Annotated in this window: 18 protein-coding genes; 14 read left to right on the forward strand and 4 right to left on the reverse strand. The window is 71.0% G+C overall.

Annotated elements, in window-relative coordinates; genetic code table 11:
- The first annotated feature begins 157 nt into the window (after positions 1-157).
- The 4 genes from AB0B83_RS27190 (at position 158) to AB0B83_RS27205 (ending at position 3039) form a co-directional block, all read left to right on the forward strand.
- Positions 158-1567 (forward strand): cellulase family glycosylhydrolase, encoded by a 1410-nt coding sequence (locus tag AB0B83_RS27190; protein ID WP_357580555.1) that lies wholly within the window; start codon positions 158-160, stop codon positions 1565-1567.
- Positions 1568-1631: 64 nt separating this feature from the next.
- The gene (locus AB0B83_RS27195) at positions 1632-1973 is read left to right on the forward strand and encodes a hypothetical protein (protein ID WP_357580557.1); all 342 of its coding nucleotides are present in this window, start codon (positions 1632-1634) and stop codon (positions 1971-1973) included.
- Positions 1970-2695 carry a hypothetical protein gene (locus tag AB0B83_RS27200; protein WP_357580541.1) on the forward strand — a complete coding sequence of 242 codons (726 nt, stop codon included), beginning with the start codon at positions 1970-1972 and terminating at the stop codon, positions 2693-2695. The genes AB0B83_RS27195 and AB0B83_RS27200 overlap by 4 nt, the downstream gene beginning before the upstream one ends.
- Positions 2692-3039, forward strand: a complete 348-nt coding sequence (locus tag AB0B83_RS27205; protein ID WP_357580542.1) for a transcriptional regulator — start codon at positions 2692-2694, stop codon at positions 3037-3039. Before AB0B83_RS27200 ends, AB0B83_RS27205 begins: the two co-directional genes overlap by 4 nt.
- A 15-nt stretch (positions 3040-3054) precedes the next feature.
- Here the strand turns inward: AB0B83_RS27205 and AB0B83_RS27210 are convergent, their stop codons facing one another.
- Positions 3055-3453, reverse strand: a complete 399-nt coding sequence (locus AB0B83_RS27210) for an MmcQ/YjbR family DNA-binding protein (protein ID WP_357580543.1) — start codon at positions 3451-3453, stop codon at positions 3055-3057.
- 164 nt (positions 3454-3617) lie between these two features.
- On the opposite strand from AB0B83_RS27210, the gene AB0B83_RS27215 reads away from it, so the two are divergent.
- A complete protein-coding gene (locus AB0B83_RS27215) occupies positions 3618-6779 on the forward strand; it encodes a hypothetical protein (RefSeq protein ID WP_357580544.1) in 3162 nt (1053 codons plus the stop codon).
- On the opposite strand, the gene AB0B83_RS27220 is transcribed toward AB0B83_RS27215, so the two are convergent.
- Positions 6721-9906 carry a penicillin acylase family protein gene (locus AB0B83_RS27220; RefSeq protein WP_357580545.1) on the reverse strand — a complete coding sequence of 1062 codons (3186 nt, stop codon included), beginning with the start codon at positions 9904-9906 and terminating at the stop codon, positions 6721-6723. The two genes, AB0B83_RS27215 and AB0B83_RS27220, sit on opposite strands and share 59 nt — an antisense overlap.
- A 713-nt stretch (positions 9907-10619) precedes the next feature.
- Here AB0B83_RS27220 and AB0B83_RS27225 point away from each other — a divergent pair.
- From AB0B83_RS27225 to AB0B83_RS27250, 6 genes are all read left to right on the forward strand, one after another.
- On the forward strand, positions 10620-10991 hold the full coding sequence (locus AB0B83_RS27225) for a hypothetical protein (protein ID WP_357580546.1): 372 nt from the start codon (positions 10620-10622) through the stop codon (positions 10989-10991).
- A 26-nt stretch (positions 10992-11017) separates the two neighbouring features.
- Entirely contained in the window at positions 11018-12280 is a 1263-nt protein-coding gene (locus AB0B83_RS27230; RefSeq protein ID WP_357580547.1) for a DUF6357 family protein, read from the forward strand.
- Between the two features lie 151 nt (positions 12281-12431).
- The gene (locus tag AB0B83_RS27235) at positions 12432-13286 is read left to right on the forward strand and encodes an alpha/beta hydrolase (RefSeq protein WP_357580548.1); all 855 of its coding nucleotides are present in this window, start codon (positions 12432-12434) and stop codon (positions 13284-13286) included.
- 114 nt (positions 13287-13400) lie between these two features.
- Positions 13401-13796: a hypothetical protein gene (locus AB0B83_RS27240; RefSeq protein WP_357580549.1), complete on the forward strand. Its 396-nt coding sequence runs from the start codon at positions 13401-13403 to the stop codon at positions 13794-13796.
- Positions 13797-13909: 113 nt separating this feature from the next.
- Entirely contained in the window at positions 13910-14362 is a 453-nt protein-coding gene (locus AB0B83_RS27245) for an SMI1/KNR4 family protein (protein ID WP_357580550.1), read from the forward strand.
- Between the two features lie 443 nt (positions 14363-14805).
- A complete protein-coding gene (locus AB0B83_RS27250) occupies positions 14806-15147 on the forward strand; it encodes a hypothetical protein (protein WP_357580551.1) in 342 nt (113 codons plus the stop codon).
- A gap of 245 nt (positions 15148-15392) precedes the next feature.
- Here AB0B83_RS27250 and AB0B83_RS27255 read toward each other — a convergent pair whose 3' ends face one another.
- Positions 15393-15932, reverse strand: a complete 540-nt coding sequence (locus tag AB0B83_RS27255) for a hypothetical protein (RefSeq protein ID WP_357580552.1) — start codon at positions 15930-15932, stop codon at positions 15393-15395.
- 149 nt (positions 15933-16081) lie between these two features.
- On the opposite strand from AB0B83_RS27255, the gene AB0B83_RS27260 reads away from it, so the two are divergent.
- Positions 16082-17206, forward strand: coding sequence for a hypothetical protein (locus AB0B83_RS27260; RefSeq protein WP_357580553.1), 1125 nt, complete (start codon positions 16082-16084; stop codon positions 17204-17206).
- 103 nt (positions 17207-17309) lie between these two features.
- Here AB0B83_RS27260 and AB0B83_RS27265 read toward each other — a convergent pair whose 3' ends face one another.
- Positions 17310-18395: a serine hydrolase domain-containing protein gene (locus tag AB0B83_RS27265; RefSeq protein ID WP_357580556.1), complete on the reverse strand. Its 1086-nt coding sequence runs from the start codon at positions 18393-18395 to the stop codon at positions 17310-17312.
- 436 nt (positions 18396-18831) lie between these two features.
- Here AB0B83_RS27265 and AB0B83_RS27270 point away from each other — a divergent pair, with 436 nt between their 5' ends.
- Both AB0B83_RS27270 and AB0B83_RS27275 read left to right on the forward strand, forming a co-directional pair.
- On the forward strand, positions 18832-19146 hold the full coding sequence (locus AB0B83_RS27270) for a hypothetical protein (RefSeq protein WP_357580554.1): 315 nt from the start codon (positions 18832-18834) through the stop codon (positions 19144-19146).
- Positions 19147-19503: 357 nt separating this feature from the next.
- Entirely contained in the window at positions 19504-19677 is a 174-nt protein-coding gene (locus AB0B83_RS27275; protein WP_132234202.1) for a thiazolylpeptide-type bacteriocin, read from the forward strand.
- The last annotated feature ends 132 nt before the right edge of the window (positions 19678-19809 follow it).

The raw sequence follows: 19809 nt of genomic DNA on the forward strand, positions 1-19809 counted from the left end.
CAGCGCCGCCGCGGAACGACGGCACCGCACCATCGGCCGATGTCGCAGTGAGATCGGGAGATCTCATTGCATTAATAATTAACTATCTTTATAGTTCGATGACACTAGATTCCCTCCCGACCACCCGAGGTGCCCCGTGCGACTTCGCGGCAGAACGATCCTGGCCGCCGGCCTGCTGGCGGCGGTGGCGCTGGCACCACTGGCCCTGACCGGCACCGCCGGCGCGGCAGCGGCACCGACCGCGAGCTTCACCAAGGTGAACGACTGGGGCTCCGGCTGGGAGGGCAGCTACCGGATCACGAACTCCGGCAGCAGCACGATCACCTCGTGGCGGCTGGAGTTCGACCTGCCCGCCGGCACCACCGTCGGAACGTACTGGGACGCGCTGCTGACCAGCAGCGGCCAGCGCCACACCTTCACCAACCGCTCCTGGAACGGCACGGTCGCCCCGGGCGCCTCCGTCACCTTCGGCTTCGTCGCCACCGGCACCGGCACCCCGACCGGCTGCACGCTCAACGGCCAGCCCTGCGCCGGCGGCACGACGCCACCCACCACCCCGCCGCCCACCACCGCACCCCCGACCACTCCCCCGCCGACGACCGCGCCGCCCACGACGCCGCCGCCGACCGGCGTCTCGCCGGTCGCGGCCAACGGCCAGCTCCGGGTCTGCGGTCGCCAGCTCTGCAACCGCGACGGCCGGGCGATCCAGTTGCGCGGCATGAGCACGCACGGCATCCAGTGGTACGCGAACTGCGCCACCCCGGCCTCTCTGGACGTGCTCGCCAGGGAGTGGAACGCCGACGTGCTGCGCATCTCGATGTACATCCAGGAGGGCGGGTACGAGACCGACCCGCGCCGCTTCACCGACCTGGTGCACCAGTACATCGAGCTGGCCACCGCCCGGGGCATGTACGCCGTCGTCGACTGGCACATGCTCAGCCCCGGCGACCCGAACCACAACCTGACCCGGGCGCGCACCTTCTTCGCCGAGATCGCCGACCGGCACAAGGACAAGGTCAACGTGCTCTACGAGATCGCCAACGAGCCCAACGGCGTGGCGTGGAGCGCCATCAAGAGCTACGCCGACCAGGTCATTCCGGTCATCCGCAGTCGAGACCCGGAGGCCGTGGTGCTGGTCGGCACCCCCGACTGGTCCTCCCTCGGCGTCTCCGGCAGCGGCGGCGGGGTGGACACGATCGCGGCGAATCCGGTCGCCGGCGGCAACCTGATGTACGTCTTCCACTTCTACGCCGCCTCGCACGGCAACGCGTACTACGACACCTTCGCCCGGGCCGCCGACCGGCTGCCGCTGTTCGTCACCGAGTTCGGCACCCAGGACTACTCCGGTGACGGCCCGAACGACTTCGTCATGGCCCAGCGCTACCTCGACCTGATGGCCAGCAAGAAGATCAGCTGGACCAACTGGAACTTCTCCGACGACTTCCGTTCCGGCGCGGTCTTCACCACCGGCACCTGCGGCAGTGGCCAGTTCGGCGGCACCAGCCGCCTCAAGCCGGCCGGCGCCTGGATCCGCGACCGCATCCGCACCCCCGACACCTTCCAGTAGCGCCTGGTCCGGTCTCCGGGCGTGTCGCTTGTCCGGACATCGTGGCGATGTCCGGCTGCGGCGCTTGGATGAGCGGGAACTCGCCGTGGTGCGGGCGCGGTCGAAGGACTTCGCGGCAGGGGTCTTCGCGGGGCTGCGACGGTCGGGCCAGCGGACGACCTGCCTGCGGTATCTGCGCGGGCTGAGTGTTCCGGTTCGCCGGTTCTGCCCGATGCCACAGGCCGATCCGGCGGCCACCAAGGCCGCCTGCCTGACCAACCCGAGCAGCTTTGCCGGTCGACACGAGCTGGGCGTCGAGGTCTGTCATGGCGCCCAGGCTCTCGCGGTGGGTGATCTTGCCAAGTCCTGTGCATCGTCAAGGAGGGGCTGGCGCAAACAAGTTTGCTGTGGAAACCTGTTGCTATGACCACTGACTCGTTGTCCGCCGGCGATGACCCTCACCGCCTCCTCTCCGACGTGCGCGACCTGGCCGGCCGCGTACGCCGCGACCAGCGCCTGACCTGGGTCGCACTGCTGGTGCTGGCCGCGGTGACCTTCGTGGCCGCCCCGTTCGACTGGCTCTTCATGAAGGTGCAGTGCGACGGCGACGGCTGCTCGTTCGCGCGCCGGGGCATGCTCTACTACTGGCCGCCCGCGCTGCTGCTCGCCTATACGGCGATCGCGGTCAGCTACGTGCGGGCCGCCCGGGCACGAGGGCTGGGTGCCCGCGTGCTGCCGTACGCGATCACCGGTGCCGCGACAGCCGTCGTGCTCACGGCCGCGTACACGGCGGCGGCCGCCTATTTCCCGAGCCACCCGCCTTTCGGAGGCGGCCCGATGCCGTTCTGGTGGATCGTGCTGGACCGGCTGATCGCACCGTGGGGTCTGATCGGGCTCGCGCTGCTGGTGCTGGCCCGCCTGGAACGCAACGTCGCGCTGCTGCTGTTCACCCTGGGCTACCTGGCGCTGGTGCTGCTGGTGTTGCCGACGACCGAGGGCATGGGGCTGCCCGATTGGATGATCGCGTCGTTCATGTCGGGGGCGGACAGCCAGCTCCGGCTGTCGATGACCTCACCCCAGCTCGTCACCGGCACCGTGCTCCTCGCGGGCGGAATCGGCTTTTCACAGGCCCGCCGGAGGCAGCGGTGACTGCCGAGGCCGACACCCCGGACCCGTCCGACCACCCGGTCACCGGCCTCAACGAGGTCGTGCACCAGCGGGTGCGGCTGGGCATCCTCGCCATCGCGCACGAGGCGCGGCGCGTCGAGTTCGGCTACCTGCGCACCCAGCTCGACCTGACCGCCGGCAACCTTTCCAAGCACCTCACCGTGTTGGAGACGGCCGGCCTGATCGACATCGAGAAGGGCTACGAGGGCAAGCGTGGCCGCACCTGGATCACCCTCACCCCCGAGGGCAGGACCGCCCTCGCCGAGGAGATCGGCCGCCTGAAGGTGCTGATCGCCCGTGTCGAAACGACCACAGAGGGCAAATGAGCAACTGCGGGGTGCTCAGGGCCGTCGGGAGTCGAGCAGCGCGATCCTGCGGGCCCCGGCCGTACGCCGGTAGCTGGCGTCGAGCAGCTCGCCGACCTCGTCCCAGCCGGTGTCACCGGTCAGGTCCACCCCGACCCACCCGTAGGCACCCAGGTAGGCCGGCACGAAGCAACGGTCCTCCGCCAGCAGCGCCGCGCGCTCGTCGGGGTCGACCAGCACGATCACCGACTGTTCGTGCTGTTGATGGACGCCGTCGACCTTCACCGTTCCCCCGTAGTAGGCGAAGACCTTGGTGGTGTAGAAGGCGGGACGCCCGTGGGAGATCTTCTCGGCCGCGTCGGGAAAGGCCAGGGCGAGCGTCCGCAGCCGGTCCAGAAGCGGATCTGCCTCGTCGAACATGATGGGATGCGGCATGTCAGAAGGTAAGCACATCCTGGGCGGCCACGGCGCCCCCGCCGTTGCCCATCGGCCGGACGACCCGCTTCGTGACGATCGCGCTGGCCCCACAAATCGCTGGCTACCGAGGGAGCGTTTTCCGTACGTCGAGGACGGGGCCGGTGGGCCACTACCATGCGCGCATGGCTCACGTTGCTCGGGCCCGCAGGCCGTACCCGCTGCTCGTCGCCGCGGCCGTCCTGTTGGCGCTCGGCGCGGCCACGGCCTGGGGGATCGGCGACGCGTTGGGGCTGAGCCACTCCCCCGCCGCCGTGCCGCGCGAGGACGCCGTCGCCGCACCGGCGCGGACGCCCGCGCCGGTCCCGCCGTTGGCGTCCCTCGTCGTGCCCGACGAGCCGCGCGTCAGGAAGGCCGCGACCGCCGTGGCCGACGCGGTCGTCTCCCGCGGCCTGCCCCGGCCGGTGCTCGCCCCGACCGCGCCGCGCCCGGCCAGGTCCGCGACGGCCGCGCCGGGCACCGGCACGGCCCCGGACCTGTCGGCGGTGACCACGCTGCGGGCGGGCGTGCTGGCCGCCCTCGGCGGGGCGCCCGAGTCGTACCGGCTCGACGTGCACGGCGCCGAGTTGGCCGTCCAGGGCGGCGACGTCGCGGGCGTGGCAGCGGGGATGTACCGGCTGGCCGACCGGATCCGCTCCGGCGCCGAGGCGCTCCCCGCGGCGGACGCGGGTCGGGTGGTCGTCCCCCGGCTCGGCCTGCGGCTGACCGACGCGGGCTCGGTGGGGCGCGAGCCCGACCCGGCCGCCTTCGCCGCCGGCGACGACTACGGCCTGAACACCGACGTGGTCGGGTCGGCGGTGCTGCCTGGCGCGCCGTGGGTGGACGCCGACGCGGTGGCCCGCATCGACGCGCAGTTCCGGCAGTTCGTCGATTACTCGGTGGCGCAGGGATTCAACGGGATCGTCGTGCCCGGCTTCCTGGAGTACGTCACGTTCGCGAAGGTCGGCGACGGGCGCGCGGTCTACCCGCCCGGCGACCCGCACGTCGACCGCGCGCGGGCGATGGTCGCGGCGTTCGGCCCCGTCTTCCGGTACGCGGAGGACATGGGCGTGCGGGTCTTCCTGCTGACCGACATGCTCGCGGTGTCGCCCCCGCTGGAGGCCTACCTGACGCGGACCGTCGGCGGCCTCGACGTGGCCGACCCTCGGCTGTGGGCCATCTACCAGGCCGGTCTGGCCGAGCTGTTCGAGAGCATGCCGTTCGTCGACGGCCTGATGGTCCGCGTCGGCGAGGGCGGCGAGGTGTACGCCGGGACCGGCTGGGACTACTCGTCAAGGCTCGCGGTCACCACGGAGACGTCCGTGCGCGCGATGCTGCGGGCGCTGCTGGACACCGCGGGCGCGGCCGGCAAGGAGATCATCTTCCGCACCTGGACGGTGGGCGTCGGCGCCGTCGGCGACCTGCACACCAACCCGGAGTCGTACGCGCGGGTGCTCGGTGGGCTCGACGACCCGCACCTGGTCGTGTCCACCAAGTACACCCTGGGCGACTTCTACAGCCACCTGCCGCTGAACACCACCCTGCTGAGCGGCAGGCATCGCCGCATCGTGGAGTTCCAGGCCCGGCGCGAGTTCGAGGCGTTCGGCTCGCTGCCCAACGACCTCGGCCCGCTGCACCGCCAGGCGCTGCGCGCGTTCCTCGCCACCAACCCGAACGTCGAGGGCGTCTGGAACTGGACCCAGGACGGCGGACCGCTGCGCGCCGGGCCCATGTCGCTGCACCTGCGCGCCGGCTTCTGGCAGCTCTACGACCTCAACACGTACGCCGTCGGCCGCCTGGCCTGGGACCCGCACGCCGACCCGGCGCAGGTCACGGCCGACTGGGCGTACCGCACGTTCTCCGGCGACCCGGCCACCGTCGCCGCGATCGGGCAGGCCATGGCGCTGTCCCGGCAGGCGGTCACCAGGGGCCTCTACATCGGCCCGTACGCCGACCGGTCGGTGCGGGCGCTCGGGCTGGAACCGCCGCCCATGATGTGGATCTTCGAGTGGGACATCCCGACGGGCGACTCCGCCGCGCTCGACAGCATCTACGCGGTGACCGGCGGCCGCGTCGACGAGGCGATCGAGGAGGGCACGCAGGCCGTCGCGCTGGCCCGGCGCATGCGCGACCTGGTCGCCGCGACCGACCCGGCGACCTGGCGCGACGCCGAACTGCGCGGGCGCTTCACCGCGACGCTCGACTACCAGGTCGACCTGTTCGAGACGCTTGGCGCGTACCGGGCCATGGTGCTGCGGCACGCGCAGTGGCTGGACACCGGCTCCCCCGCCGCCCGCCACGACTGGCGGCTGGCCACGGCGGCGTACCACGACGCGCGCGACGCGCACCGGCAGCGCTACGGCGCCGACCTGGACCTGCCCGCGTACAACTTCACCGCCGCCGACCTCGGGGCGCGGCGCGCCGACCGGGACCCGGCGATGGCCTGGGCGGCCCGGGCGTTGCTCGGCTCGATCCTGCTCGTGGTGCTGCTCGGCCTGCGCGGGCGCGGCTTCGGCGCGGCCGCCGCGCGCGGTTTGCTGCTCGGCGCGCTCCGGCCGTGGCGGGTCGCCGCGCTGCCGACGCCCGGGGCGCGGGCGGACCGGGTGCTGGTGTGGCTGGTCCCGGCCGTGCTGCTGGTGGCGAGCCGGCTCGTGCTGACCTGGTTCGCCGCGCCGGCGCACCTGCTGGTCACCCTCGGTGGGTGGGCGCTGTTCGCCCTCGTCGTACGCCTCGTCATCGGCCGGCGGGACCCGTTCCACCTGTGGGCCGTGGTCGGCGGCGTCGCGCTGCTGCGCAGCGTGCTGCTGCTGGCCGCGCTCGCCGGGCGCGGACCGGGCGGGTACTGGTTCGCCTTCTGGACCGCGCCGGGACTGCGCGCGGCGTACGTCACCGTCGCGTTCGCGGCGTTCTGCTGGCTGTTCGTGGCCGCCGCCGTGGTCCTGCGGGACCGGTACGGCCTGCGCCGCCGGAGCGCCGTCGGGCTGACCCTCACCGCCGCGGGCGTGCCCCTCGGCGTGTTGTCCGCCCTGGTCTCGGTGGTGGGCCTGGAACGCGCGCTGACGGTGTGGAACGACCAGCTCGCGCTGCTGCCCTGGGGCCTGTCCCGCATCCTCGGCATCACCGTCCACCTGGGCATCCCCGCCCAACTTCCCGCGTACACCGCCGCCGCCGGAGCCGCCCTCGCCGTCGCCGGCCTGCTCCTGTCGCTCGGCCGGCCGGCGGGGGGCTCCCGCCGGCCGGCCGTCGGCGTCACCGGCCGTAGACCTCGAACTCGTGCAGCGAGAACCCGTACGAGGTGGCCCGCTTGAGCCCGTACACCCGCACGTAGCGGGCGGCGACCGGGGCGAAGGTGGCGTTGTCGACGCCGCCGTTGCCGGTGGTGGTGGCGAACACCGGCGTCCAGGAGCTGCCGTCGCCGGAGACCTCGATCCGGTACGACGTGCCGTACGCCGACTCCCAGCGCAGCACCGCCCGGCTGACGGTGCGGGCCGCGCCGAGGTCGACCCGGAGCCACTGGTTGTCGTTGTAGCTGCTGGCCCAGCGGCTGCTCAGACTGCCGTCGACCGCCTTGTCCGGCGTGTTGCCGGTCAGGAACTGGGTGCTCGACGCGGTGGCCGGGCGACCCTGGGCCAGGTTGGTGACGTCGTCGCCCCGGCGGGCCGGGAACGAGACGACCTGCTGGTAGGTGGGGCGGTTCTGCCAGGCGATCACCGGGTGGGTGATGCCGCCGAGCCCGGAGTGGGCGATCGAGTCGGCGCACCACTGGTCGCCGGCGGAGCAGGACTTGTCGCCCGGGTAGACGGTGGTGGCCGGCACGGCCGCCGCCTGTCCGAGCGCGCCGAGCAGCGTCGTCCGGCACGCGGCCAGGTTGCCGCCGCCGCAGTACGCCCGCCCGAGGCCGCCGGCCACCGGGTCGCCGAGCACGGTGCGCACGTCCTTGTCGACGTAGCCCCACCAGCCGTACTGGAACGCCGAGCCCTTGTGCGCCTGACCCTGCAACGCCCAGCTCGCGGCGCCGTCGCGCCCGCCGTTCTGGCCGCCCGACGGCGCCTCGTTGACCTCGATGGCGTCCACCAGCGCGGCGTAGAGGTCCGGCCCGAGGCCGGGGCGGAACTGCGCCGAGGCGAGCAGCGGCCACCACGCGTCGAAGATCCGGATGGCGTCGGCGTGCTGGTAGACCTTGGAGCCGGGCGTGGTCTCCACCCGCCGGGCACCGGCCTGCTGCCAGGCCCGCAGCTTGCCGATCGCGTCGGCCAGCGCCGGGTCGGTGACCGGCGCGCTGTCGAGCACCCGCAGCAGGTCGCCGAGGACCTGCTGGCCGCGCAGGTCGGTCACCGCCGCGTCCGCCATGATCTTGACGACGTCGGCGCGGCCGAGCTTGCGCTGGGCGATCGCCGCGCGCACCGGGCCGTCGAGCAACTGACCCCGGTGTACGGAGCCGAAGCTGAAGTTGCCGTCCGCCGCCCCGAAGTCCCGCGCCTGCTTGTTGTTCCAGCTCACGTAGTAGTCCTGGTTGACCGACTGCGGGTGGGCCGAGAGCGGAATGTAGGTGGCGTCGTTGGTGTCCGGGTTCCAGCCGACCCACTCGTACGCCGGTTCGGCCTTCGCCGGCAGGTTCGGGTCGACGGTGGCCGGGCGGACCGGGTTCGAGCCGGAGTTGAAGTACGCCGCCTCGGTGGAGTTGACGTAGAACCAGTTGAACGCGTACCCGACGCTCGCGGCGGACGTCTGGAACGCCCCCGCGCTGCCCATCGCCGACGGGTCGTTGAAGGCCTGGAAGCCGATCGCCGAGTCGGCCTCGTGCCGGTAGGTGGAGCGCAGCTTGGTGAACGCGGTCGGCTGCCCGTTCACCAGCCCCCGGTAGGCGACCAGCCCGTACCTGGTGCGCAGCGCGCGCAGCGTGTAGGACCCGGCCGGGGTGGAGTCGGCCAACGTCGGCGACCAGGAGTTGCGCTGCTCCAGCGTCTCCATGGCGAGGCACTGCCCGTGGTAGAGGTAGCGGTTGCTGCGCAGCGTCGGCGCGCTGCCGTCGGTGGTGCACAGCGGCACCGCGTAGGTGTCGGTGAGGTCCTGCGAGGCGGAGGTGGCGCTCCACGCGTAGTCCTGGCCGCGGCCGAGCAGCACGTAGAGGTTCAGGCCGGCGAACGCGGCGCCGCGCGCGCTGATGCCCGGCCCCTGCAACTCCTGGAGCATCAGCAGTTGCGGGGCGAAGTAGCCGGTCTGCGGGCCGAACACGGCGACCGGGTTGCCGGTGGTGGTGTGCCGTCCGGAGACCACGACCGCGTTGGACATGCCGTGCGCGCGCAGGTTGGCCAGGCCGCCGACCAGGTCCTGGGTGGCGGTGCTGGCACCGGTGCGCGCGGCGGCCCCGCCGGTCTGGTCGTAGGCGAGGGGCTCGGCGACCACCGTGCCGGCGTCGGGGAGCACCGCGCTGGTCGCGCCGGGCGGCGTCGCGCCGTACGGGAAGCTCTGCCCGTCGTGCAGGGTGAGCACGGTCTCCGGGTCGTTCTGCGACCGGAACGCCGCCCACACCCGGTCGCCCTCGGTGGCGCCGTACTTGGCCCGGGCGGCCACCCGGACCAGCGCGGACTGGATCTCGCTGCCGCCGCCCCCGCCGAAGAGGCCGCCGATCACGCCAGCGGTGGCGATCAGGTCGGTCATGGTGAAGTGCTTGGGTTTGCCGGCGCCGGCGAGCACGTACTCGCCGGGGTAGTTGTCGTCGGCGATCGACTTGTCGATGTAGGCGTTGATGCCGGCGATGTAGTCGACCACGTCGGTGTAGAGCTGCTGGCCCCGGGCGCCCTTGGTGCGCAGCGCGTTGACCTGGGCCTGGAGGTCCGCCTCCGTGTAGGGCGAGTTGGCCCAGACGCTCTGCTCCAGCTCCCGGTTGCCGGGGGCGCCGCCGGCGAACGAGGTGACCTTGCCGCGGCCGACGTGCCGCAGCAGGTCCATCACCCAGAGCCGGTCCTGGGCCCCGGCGTAGCCGGCGCCGAACATGGTGCCGGCGCGGGTGGTGCCGGTGACGCGCGGGACGCCGGTGGCCTTGTCCCGCACGATGGTGACGTCGGCGCGCGGCGAGATGCTGCTCTCGACCTGCGCGGCGGGGACGCCGAAGGAGGCGTCGTTGAAGAAGTGGGCGATCTGCTCGTCGGTCAGCCCGGCGTAGTTGTAGACCAGGTTCGCGTACTCGTCGAGCTGGTCGCTGGAGTGCGCGGGGCGGGTGCCGAGCGCCTGGTGGGCCAGGATGGCGGCCAGCGTGGCGTTGCCGTTCTGCCCGGGCGGCAGGATGTCGGCGCACTGGCCGAGGCAGTAGTCGTTGGCGGCGAACGTGCTGGCGGCCAGCGCCGGTGACGGCGGGGTGACGGTCAGGACGCTCGCGGTCAGGGCGGCGGCGGTGAGCGCCGCGAGCCGGGCGCGGAGTGGGGGACGGGGCATGAGTCTTCCTCCGGGGGACGCGGAGTCGGCCTTCGGTACGCCCGGCTGCCGTGCCGTCGTCTCGTCCTCCGCGCCCGGGCGTTCCACCCGGAGGTGAGATTGGCTCACATCTATCTCCGGGCAATGATCGCGGCCGACCGCCGCCCGGGATAGCAGTCGTTCACCAACCGCCAATGCCGACGTTTCGCCCCGCCGGCGTCGCTCCCTGGACGTGACAGCGGGTGCGGCACCGTCGCCACCCCCACCGCGCCTCCTCGCCGGCGCACCACCCCCCACCGGGGCACACCAGGTGATGGCGCCGGCCTTACCGGTGGGCGGCTGGTCGCTCGCGCAGGGCCAGCGCGCACCGCACGCCTGTGACCAGGGCCGCAGGCAGTTCCGCACTGATCCACTACGGTGGTGGAGCTGCCACACGTGACCGGAGGACGCACATGGCCCGCCCCTACAATCCCGGACCGAAGCAGTTCGTCTTCTCCGTGGGTGATGGCAACGATCAACACGCTTCGGTGGGTGATCCCCAGGAGGCCTACGTAGCGTTCTCTGCGTTCTTCCGGGGTCGCGAGTCTGACACCTACACCATCAGGGATGAACCGGCGGGGCAGAGTTTGGTACTCATGCCCCGGCGGGGAGTGATCTCCCGGAGCAAGGATGCGGACCACCCTCGCTCGGAACACCTCCAGGTCGACAGGCCCAACCGCTACCTTCCGAGCGCGATGCTGTTCTTCGAGAACGGATATGCCGGTCTCGACCGCTTCGGCCAGTGGTTCTCCGACCTCTCGGACCTCGACGCGTCACCGGAGAGCCGCGGGGCCGCCCGCGCCGCCACGATCACGACGGAAGCAGCGGCGATCGAAGAAGTCGCCCGGATCTGGGCAGATTCGGGCATCGTCGACCCGAGCGACACGTACTACGTCTTCTTCGACTCGCACGGTGTCGACGATGACCGAGCCGAACGAGCCGAACTGCTCCAGCTGATCGAATTCCTCGGTCTCGAACGAGTCGACGCCCCGGCCGGGGCCGCCGGGGGCGAGGTCTGGGTGCGCACCGACCCACGCCTCGACGTCGAAGCTGCACGGTGGTCGTGAACAGGCGGTGCGGGGAGGCCTGAGCGGTGAGAGACGTCGTTTTCACGCGTAGCGGCGGTTGGATCCCGAACGTGATCCGCGAGGACGGCGAGCTGAAGCTGATGCTCGCCGCCGGGGCCGACGCCAACCATGAGCCTCGCACGTTCACGTTCCCGATCGGGGAGGCCCATCTCGCGGTGATCCGGGAGGACCTGGCCAGACACCTGCTGCTGTGGAGTGCGGTCCTTCCGCTGTGTGACGCCGCCGGAACTCGGGGCCGGCTCGACGAGGACGCCGCCGTCGCGCTCCTGGACCCGGTCCTGCTCTCCTCGCCCGCGGACGTCGACGCGCTGTTCCAGCGCATCCCGTGGGACAGGAGCCGGCTCGTCGCCCACGGCGCCGACATCGAGCTACTTGAGCGCCGCCAGGTCTGCGAGGCGATGCGCACGGCGACGGAGGGGTCGAACGAGAAACGAGCCCAGGAGTATCACGCCGACCGCCGTCGCGCCGAGCGCGGAGCGGTCCTCGGGCCACTCGACGCCGCGATTCTCCGGTACACGGGCCAGTATCTGCATGGCGCGACGATTCCAAGGCGGATACCCGATGCCGTCGACCCCGCACTGCTCCCCAAGGTCATGCGTGTGATCGCCACCGCGGAGCAGGCATGCGCCGGGATGCGGATCGGCCTCGATCCGCGGCGGGGACACCGGGCCACGGACAAGCGCGACTGGGACCGGATGGCGGCGACGGTCGACGCGGCCGTGCGCCGCGCGTACCCCGGACTCGTCGATGACGCGGTGCGGACGGTGAGCTTTCTGGTGTGCTCGGAGGCCGCGGACCGCTCTCGGAGCGCCCCGGCGGAAGACGACGAGGAGGCTGCCGACGACCACGCCGACCTCGGGGAGAGTGCGGGGAAGACGGCCCTGTCGTTCACCGATGACAAGGGCGGCGAGAAGAAGTGGCTACGGGACGGTCCTCGCACCGCCTCCGCCGAGTTCTGGGAGTTCGTCGCCGATCGCTCTGCCGGGGACAACGAAGTGTTCACCATCGAGGACGAGGAGATGGGCGAGGGGATCCAGCTGCACTTCTACGCGGACTCCATCGCCCGGATCACGACGGTGCGACACGGGGAAGCCGGGTCGGATCCGCATTACCAGGTCGAGTACAGCCTGGTCGACGGGATCGGCGGGTACCGCAACCTGGTGAGCGCCTTCATCCGCGGCGGCTGCGCCGCACTCGAACAGCACGGTCCCTGGATGTCGGATGTCGCCGAGTTCGAGCGCGCGCGTCGTCGGCGCGACGCCCGGTAGTTCCAGAGGGAACCCGTGACGACCGCAGCGTCAAGGTCCAGCGGTTCGGCCGGGGGTGCCTTGACGTTCGCGGGGCATCCCAGGCCCCTGTCCCGAGTAGACAGCGGCAGCGGAGAGTCGACGTGCGTACCCTTCGTCCATCTCTACAGCGATGATCGAGCTGGATGACGGTGCACAGCTGCGCACGTGGACCACCGGCTCCCCGGACCACGCAGACATTCCCTTGGTCATGCTGCACGGAGGGCCGGGACTGCCCGACTATCTCGGCCCGGTCGCCGGCATGGTCGAAGACCTGTGCCCGATCCATCGCTACGACCAGCGAGGCACGGGAGGATCAGGCTGGGAGGGAGAGCATACGATTGCCCGCCACGTTCGAGACTTGGCGTCGTTACTCGATGCGTGGGGGCGTGACCGGGCCGTTCTGGTGGGGCACTCGTTCGGGACCAACCTGGCCTGCTACTTCACGCTGGCGCATCCCGAGCGCGTCGCGGGATTGATCCAGATCGCCGGGCCCTTCCTGGATCCCTGGCGCGATGCGGACCGGGTGGCACAGCGGGCTCGACGCAGCGAGGCGCAGCAAGACAGGCTCGACGACCTCGAAGCGAACGCCTCGCGGACTGACGCCGAAGAGATCGAATACCTCACCCTGTCGTGGTTCACCGACCACGCCGACCGGAATCGGGCCTGGGACTGGGCACTGGCGTCGGCCCACGCGCTGCGGCCCGTCAACTACGTGATGAACAGCCAGCTCAACGCCGCGAAGAAGGCGGACCCGCTCGAATCACACGTCGACGAACTCCGTGAACGCCTTCCCGTCGGCACTGTGATCATCGGCGGGGCCGACGACAGCCGCCCCGCCGAGGCCCTGCGACGGCTCGGAGCCCACCTCGAGTGCGAGGTCGTCCTCATCCCGAACGCGGGCCACCATCCCTGGCTGGAAGCACCGGACCAGTTCACCGCGGCGTTCCGGACGGCGGTCGCGACGCAGACCCGCAAGCGTTCCTGACGAACCACCGAGACATCAGCGACAGCTCGGATCACTTCGATTCGGCAGTCCCGGGCGCTGCCGGCGTGCCGACCCCGCTCAACTGACGTGACGCGCGGATTGCGGCAGATGCGGATGTCGGCTGCGATCATCGGGCGCATGCGAGTGAATGTCATCGTGGTGCATCCAGGAGCGCCGACGATGGTCGATGTCGTGATGGCGGGCGTGCCGGTGCGGGCCGAGTGGGTCGATGCGCCGCCCAGGGCCGGTGAGTTCGTCGACGTTGAACTCGACGTCGACTCCGTTCTCGAATGGTCCGACGCGATCGCTGTGGACGGCGCTGAGTCGATCCTGCGGGAAGGCCCCCGGTTACGTGGAACCGTAGAACTGCAGGATCATGAGCTCCTGACTGTGCGCGTGGCTGAGGGCCTTGTGCAGGTCCACGTCGGCGATGGCTCTGTCGACGTCTTACCTGGAACGACCGTTGTTGTGGTGGCCGAGCGACTGAGGCTCTACCCCACGGGCGTGTGACCGCTGCAGCGGCACGGACCTCGGCAGCCAGCGTCGCAGCCGCTCGCGGGTCGCCCTGATTGCGGCAGTTGAGTGAGCCGGCGGTTCGTAAGGCCGATGCGTAGTATCCGCGCATGGAGCTTGCGGAGTTCGAGGCGCTGGCGGAACCACTGCGTCGAAAGTCGGCTGCGGAACAAGCCGAGTATGGGTGGGCACTTATCGAAGGCCATACCGCCACCCCGGAGGAAATTACGAGCGTCGAGCGGGAGATGGCGGTAGCTCTGCCGGACAAGTACAAGGCGTTCATGATGCGCTACGGCGGGGGCGCGTTCGGCTTCGTCGAGTTATTCCCGATTGTGCCGGTGCCCTCGTCGTGGGACGACCTCCATACCCTCAACGACCGGGAGTTTCCCGACCGCAGCTTCGTCGCGGTCGCCCCGGTCGGCACCGGCGACCACTGGGGCTTCCCGGTAAGCGACGGCCACTGCCACGAGCAGGTCTGGTTCCGCTTTCACGACGCCGGCGATGACGAGCTCGTCGCCCGGGACTTCCTTGAGTTCATTGCAAGCTACGGGCTCAAGGCCTGACGAGCCGGTGTGCGGCGATTGTCTCCGTACACCGTCGTCGGGTGGCGCGCGACCTGCGGTAGATCAAGCGCGTCTCTCGTCTCCTATGCTGGCGCTCGGCGTCGGCCGAGTGTCGTCATCTCAAATCGCGGCGGCCCAGACGAAGGCGAGAGACTGGGACGAGGACGTTGACCAGCTTGGCAAGGGCGAGTCAGGACGCATGCGCTGCGGCGCTTCACCGCTACGGATTCGCCGCCAAGCGCAGAGGTCTTTTGCTTCAGACGAGTGGTTCCAGAGCAGCGTCGGGATGGCTGGGACTCAATCTCGCCACGTGGTCGCTACCTCAGGTCCTGCATATCAACCCCGTAGTCGGCGTCAGGCACGACTCCCTAGAAGCCATCCTGGTTCCCACTGCCGGTTGGCCGGCACCCGTAGCGTCGGTCAGCAGGCCCCTGGGCTACCTGATGCCGCAGAACACCTTCGTCCAGTGGGACTTCTCCGCGACTGGCGATCTGGCGGCGGCAGCGGAGGACCTTGCTGATGCAGTCGCGACCTACGGCCAGCCCTTCATCGACCACTGGTCGGACTGGAACACGTTCTCCCGTGAGATCGCCAGCTCTGATCTCCTCCTTGACAACGTCCGCTTCGTCATGTTGCCGGCCGTAGCCGCAGTCAACGGCAACTACGAGCTTGCGGACCGGCTGATCCGACAGGAACTCGAACGCACGGCAGGTGAGCAGGACGCCTACTCGAATGGGTATCGCGACTTCGCCGAGAAGTTCCGCAGGGCTGTTTTGACGCACTGATCTCGCCAGATCCGGTCCCGTCAGCTGGCGGTGCACAAGCTCTCCGAGCATCTGACCGGGAGGGCGCTCGGCGTCGTTGAGATCCTCGCCCGGCCCGGAGACCGGGCGCCAGGGTCGGGCCTGGACAGGTTGCGATCTCCCAGCGCGGCTGTGTGCCGGGACCGATGTCGCGACGCGGAGGCAGCGCTGCGGCGGCGACAACTTGTCGTCCGGACTGAGCGGGCCGTGTGGGGCGGCTATGCCGATCAGCTCGGGGCTGGCGAGCTGTCGAGCAGAGCGCCCAGTGCGGCGGCGGACTCGTCGGTCAGGCGGTAGACGCCCTGGAGGCTGACGGAGCGTTCGAGACGGCCGTCGACGACGTACTTCAGGGTGCGCTGGTCACCGCGCCGGTTGCGCCAGGTCAGCGTGCCGAGCAGGTCACCGGGAACGGTGACGTCGAAGCGGATCGGGGTGGCCTCGACATGCACCGGGACCGCTCCGCACCCGTCCGCACCGAGCATCGCCCAGGCGTCGTGGCCCGGATGGGCCGGATCCTGCCAGGTCACCGGGGCGCTGCCGCAGCAGTCGCGCCGCTGCTTGTCGACGACGCGCAGGCGGCTCACCACGTGCAGCACGCAACGGTTGACGTGCAGCGCGAAGACGGAGTCGCCGACCCCGACGCTGGTCCAACTGGGCAGGGACTGGTGCACCCCGCTGAACGCCACCGGAGGCCGCTCGCCGACCCGGTGACGACGCAGCTCCCGGCAGACGTCCTGGGTCCACAGCGCGGTGAAGGCAGCCGACATGGCCGTGATCCTAGGAGCCCCGACCGACAGTCCCGGCCGTGACGCCATCGGCCGCAAGCGGACCACGGCGCCCCTCCCCCGCACTGTGGACGGAACTGTCACCGTCGCCTGTTACCTTCGCACCTCCCCGACGCGGAAGGGTTGCCGCAGTGGAACGCACCACGGCCTACACCGACTCCTGGTACCGACAGCCCGACCCGGTCGAGCGGGAGGATGGCCGCCGGCTGACGAACCAGCACTGGGTACGCGTGGCGGCGGTGTGGCTGCTGGCGATGTGGTCGCCGGAGCAGGCTGCCGGCTGGTCGTCGACGGTGGTGTCCGGCCGGACCACGTCCCGCCGGGATCAGCACTGGCCGGAGCCGCCGCCGTTGACGGAGATCGCGGACGCCGCCGGCCTTCCGGAGGTCACCGACGCGACGGTACTGACCAGTCGGGTGTCGGTCGGGCCGGGACGGCCGTACGAGCCGGCGCGCACCGACGAGGAGGTGGCGACCGAACTCGTCAGCCTGATCTCGGCCGTGGTGGGGACGCCCGACCGGCGCGCGGAGGTGCTGGTGCGGTTCCTCGCCGACGAGCTGGCCGGCCCGTACGCCGATCTGCTCCGGCTGACCACCGACAGCGAGCGGCCGGACGAGCCGGACCGGCCGGCGCCGCTGCACCTGCTGCACCGCGACTTCGACGGCAGCACCCTGCGGGTCTCGCTGCATCCGGTTCCGGAAGTTCGACAGCCGCCGGTCACCGACTCCGATGGTGCCGACGCCGCCCTGCGGACCCGGCTGGCCTGCATCATGACGTTGCTGAGCGACCTGCTCTGGGTCAACAACAACAGCCCGGTCACTTTCCGGTTCCGGATCGGCCGGCTCGACCGCGGGAACGGCGATCTGGTGGCCGCCGCAGCCCGCTGGTGGGTCGAGAACCGCGAGGACGCGGACGAACACGACGAGGAGGCGTTCCGGCCCGTACCGGCCGCCGACCTGCGTGCCGGTCTCCGCAATCTGGTACGCCTGCACCTGAGCGAGCTGTTCGACGGGAGCTGGGACGGCATCGACGAGTTCCCGGAGCTTCCGGCCGACCACCTCGCGACGTTCCTGGGCGACGACCTGATCGATCTCGTCCTGGCCCGGATGGGTGCCGACGCGCACATCGGATACGCCGGCCTGCTGCCGACGACCTGGCCACCCGACGACGAGGACTTCGATGAGGATCCACAGACCACCGTGCTGCTGGTCGACCGCCACGAGGTCGCGGTTTTGGAGATCGACATGACCTGCTGAACCGGTCACGCGGGCGAGCCGGACGCCGACCGAGTCGACGGGGCGGCTGCCCGGGAGCCGCGACCGGAGTACGGGGTCCGGTCGCGGCTGCCGGGCGACAGCGTCAGCGCTGCGGCAGTGGCCTGACCAGGGTCGGTGCGCCCGGCGCCGGGACGACCGCCGGCACCCGGGCGACGGTGGCGGTCCGCGCCGCGACGGCGCTCTCACCGACCAGTGCCGTGTTCAGGAACCTGCCGACCGCCTCGCCGATCGGGTCCGGCGTGCCGGGCAGCGCGTAGTGCGTCACGTTCTGGGCGAGGCTCACCTGCCGCCGACCGTCCGGAGTGTGCAGCGAGATGGCACTGTGCCCGAAGACCAGGCCGTCGTGCCCCCAGACGTCGCCGGTGGGCCAGGTCATCCGGTAGAGGCCGAGCCCGTAGCCGGCGGCCTCCGGCTGAGCCGGGTCGAACGGCACGGTGGTCTTCATCGCGGCCAGTTGGGCTGGGCGGAGCAGCCGGCCACCGAGCAGCGCCCGGAAGAAGGTGTTCAGGTCGGCCATGGTCGACACGAGCGCCCCGGCCGTCCAGGCCCAGGACATGTTGCTGACGCTGAAATCGCGCAGCTCGCCCTCGTACCACGGGACGTAGCCCCTGCTGTGCGGGCCGGCGATCCGGGGACGCACGCCGGGGAAGTACGTGTGCCGCAGCCCGAGCGGCCGGAGGATCCGCCGGTGCACCTCGTCGGTGGCGGACCGGCGGGTGACCCGTTCGATGATCAGCCCGGCCAGGATGTAGTTGGTGTTCGAGTAGGAGAAGGCCGCGCCCGGTGCCCCGGTCGACGGCTGACCGAGGCCGGCCCGGACGAGTTGACGCGGCGTGAACGTGGTGGACCGGTGCCGCTCGATGTCCTCCGGAGTGGCGAAGATGACGTGGTCGTAGTCGCTGATCCCGCTGGTGTGGTCGAGCAGCATCCGGACGGTCACCCCGGCGACCGCGAACTCCGGAAGGTACCGGCCGATCGGGGCGTCCAGCGCGATCCGGCGCTCACCGACCAGTTGCAGCAGCGTCGCGGCCACGAAGGTCTTGGTGATGCTGCCGACCCGGTGCTGGAACCCGGGCAGCATCGGTCGACCGGTCGTCACGTCGGCCACCCCGCTGGCGCCCCGCCACCGGTCCCGTCCGTCGCGCGCCTCGGCGAACACACCGGGCATGCCGGCCTCGGTGATCGCGCGCAGGTCGGCGGTGAGCGCCGCGTCCGGCAGCGACCCGGCGGGCGGACGGCCGGCTGCGAGTGCCGGGCCGGCACCGGCCAGCAGGGGCGTCGCGAGCGCCGTACCGGTGGTGGCCAGCAGGAAACTGCGGCGTGACAGGTGCATGTCGCCTCCCGTGTGACGTGACTGCTGCTCATGGTGCCACCGGCCATGAACCGGAAACGTCAGTCTGCGGATCCATACTGGCCTCCCCACCGGGAATGACCCGGGCTCCGACCCACGCGGGAGAATCCGTCCGACCAGCGACGGAGTGCACCGACGCCGATGCCCGACACGGTGCCGGTCCGTGCGACCGCCGAAGCTGTCCGTCGACAGAGCATCCTGCTGAAGGCACAGTCGAAGTACATTCGTCCATAACCATCGATAGGATGACGCGGTGACCGTGCGACGACTGCTACTACACACGACGGCGGCCTGCCTCGCCGCGACCGCACTGACGGCCCTCGTGCCGGCCGGGACGGCGCAGGCGGCCTGCACGACGAGCAGCTTCACCGTCGTCTGGGACTACGCGGGCATGTACACCGCCCCCAACGAGTCGACCCTGTACGGCACCCGCCGCTACGGACAGGTCGTCACCGGCCCCACCGGCAACACCGCCAACGGCTGGACTCTCACCTACGACTACTGGAACGGCCTGGCACTCTGGGCCTACATGAAGGACGGTGCGTTGCAGTACCGCGGCTGCGCCTGAAGCGGAACCGACGGGCCACAGCTTTCGCCGTCGAGCAGGTCGTGGGCCTGCCGCCACCGCTGCCGGGTGGTCACCGCTCGTCTGCCGTCCTACGGCGGCGGGCCTGCTTCGGCCCAGCACGATTGGCGGGACAGGCCCCGCCATGGCGGTCCGGGCGTCCTGCGCAGGATGACACGTAACCCACCGAGGGGGTCGCCCAGGGGCGGGGCCCCGGCCGGACACGCAGCGGTGGCCCCCGAGCGTGGGTAAGTAGTGATGTCGGCAGAACTACTGACGACGCCCCGCACCGGCCGCCGGAAGAATCTCTGCCATCCCGGCGTGCCCGGGCCTCATCCCACCTCGAAGGGAGGTGACCACATGCCGATCGAACGAGAAGACGACGAGTTCGAGCTCGACGATCTCGACCTCAGCGGCCTGACCGTGACGGTCATGCGCGACACCGTCGCGATCCCCGAGACCGGGGCGTCCCGGATCAGCGCGTGCCTGGCGTCCTGCTCCTGCTCCATCAGTCCGGACGAGCCGATGCTGTAGCCGCCGTGGAGCGCGAACCGCACTGCCTGAGTGACGAGGCGACTGGGGGCCGGGCCCGCCCGCCGGGGCCGTGCAAAAAAGGGCAAACACCCACGACCCCCCCCCGTCCCCAACCCGGGGGGGGGGCCGAAG

Origin of the sequence: Micromonospora sp. NPDC049060 (assembly GCF_040649055.1) — a bacterium.
Lineage (GTDB): Bacteria > Actinomycetota > Actinomycetes > Mycobacteriales > Micromonosporaceae > Micromonospora > Micromonospora reichwaldensis.

What these genes read in the sequence shown, in the direction of transcription:
- AB0B83_RS27200 (WP_357580541.1), top strand. Translation starts at nt 1,970, where the DNA reads ATGACCACTGACTCGTTGTCCGCCGGCGATGACCCTCACCGCCTCCTC.
- AB0B83_RS27210 (WP_357580543.1), bottom strand. Translation starts at nt 3,453, where the DNA reads ATGCCGCATCCCATCATGTTCGACGAGGCAGATCCGCTTCTGGACCGG.
- AB0B83_RS27215 (WP_357580544.1), top strand. Translation starts at nt 3,618, where the DNA reads ATGGCTCACGTTGCTCGGGCCCGCAGGCCGTACCCGCTGCTCGTCGCC.
- AB0B83_RS27220 (WP_357580545.1), bottom strand. Translation starts at nt 9,906, where the DNA reads ATGCCCCGTCCCCCACTCCGCGCCCGGCTCGCGGCGCTCACCGCCGCC.
- AB0B83_RS27225 (WP_357580546.1), top strand. Translation starts at nt 10,620, where the DNA reads ATGCTGTTCTTCGAGAACGGATATGCCGGTCTCGACCGCTTCGGCCAG.
- AB0B83_RS27235 (WP_357580548.1), top strand. Translation starts at nt 12,432, where the DNA reads ATGATCGAGCTGGATGACGGTGCACAGCTGCGCACGTGGACCACCGGC.
- AB0B83_RS27240 (WP_357580549.1), top strand. Translation starts at nt 13,401, where the DNA reads ATGTCGGCTGCGATCATCGGGCGCATGCGAGTGAATGTCATCGTGGTG.
- AB0B83_RS27245 (WP_357580550.1), top strand. Translation starts at nt 13,910, where the DNA reads ATGGAGCTTGCGGAGTTCGAGGCGCTGGCGGAACCACTGCGTCGAAAG.
- AB0B83_RS27250 (WP_357580551.1), top strand. Translation starts at nt 14,806, where the DNA reads ATGCCGCAGAACACCTTCGTCCAGTGGGACTTCTCCGCGACTGGCGAT.
- AB0B83_RS27255 (WP_357580552.1), bottom strand. Translation starts at nt 15,932, where the DNA reads ATGTCGGCTGCCTTCACCGCGCTGTGGACCCAGGACGTCTGCCGGGAG.
- AB0B83_RS27265 (WP_357580556.1), bottom strand. Translation starts at nt 18,395, where the DNA reads ATGCCCGGTGTGTTCGCCGAGGCGCGCGACGGACGGGACCGGTGGCGG.
- AB0B83_RS27275 (WP_132234202.1), top strand. Translation starts at nt 19,504, where the DNA reads ATGCCGATCGAACGAGAAGACGACGAGTTCGAGCTCGACGATCTCGAC.